The sequence below is a fragment of the Streptomyces sp. SID13726 genome, assembly GCF_010548375.1.
Taxonomy (GTDB): domain Bacteria; phylum Actinomycetota; class Actinomycetes; order Streptomycetales; family Streptomycetaceae; genus Streptomyces.
Map to the genome: position 1 here is coordinate 1 of NZ_JAAGLY010000810.1, position 392 is coordinate 392.

The 392-nt window shown below is 75.0% G+C and carries 1 protein-coding gene; it reads right to left on the reverse strand.

Annotated elements, in window-relative coordinates:
• The coding region (locus tag G3I78_RS50430; protein WP_275424959.1) for an RNA methyltransferase substrate-binding domain-containing protein at positions 1-392 on the reverse strand (392 nt) is incomplete at both ends.

The following is a 392-nucleotide window of genomic DNA, read 5'->3' on the forward strand; positions in this document are numbered from 1 at the left end:
CGGACGCCGTGACGCCCGCGGCGCGACGCTCGGGGACGAGCACGCCGTGCGCCCCGAAAGCGCCCGCCGAGCGCAGCACGGCGCCGAGGTTGCGGGGGTCGGTCACGCCGTCGAGCGCGACGATCAGCGGCGGACGACCCGTCGCCTCGGCCGCGTCGAGCAGGTCGTCGACGTCGGCGTACTCGTACGGCGGCACCTTGATCGCGACGCCCTGGTGCACGGCGCCGTCGGTGAGGCGGTCGAGCTCCGGCTTGCCGACCTCGAGGAGGTCGTAGCCGCGGCCCGCGACGATGTCGACGATCTCACGCGTGCGGTCGTCGGCGTCGAGGCGCGACGCGAGGTAGACGACCTCGACGGGGATGCGCGCCCGCAGCGCCTCCAGCACGGAGTTG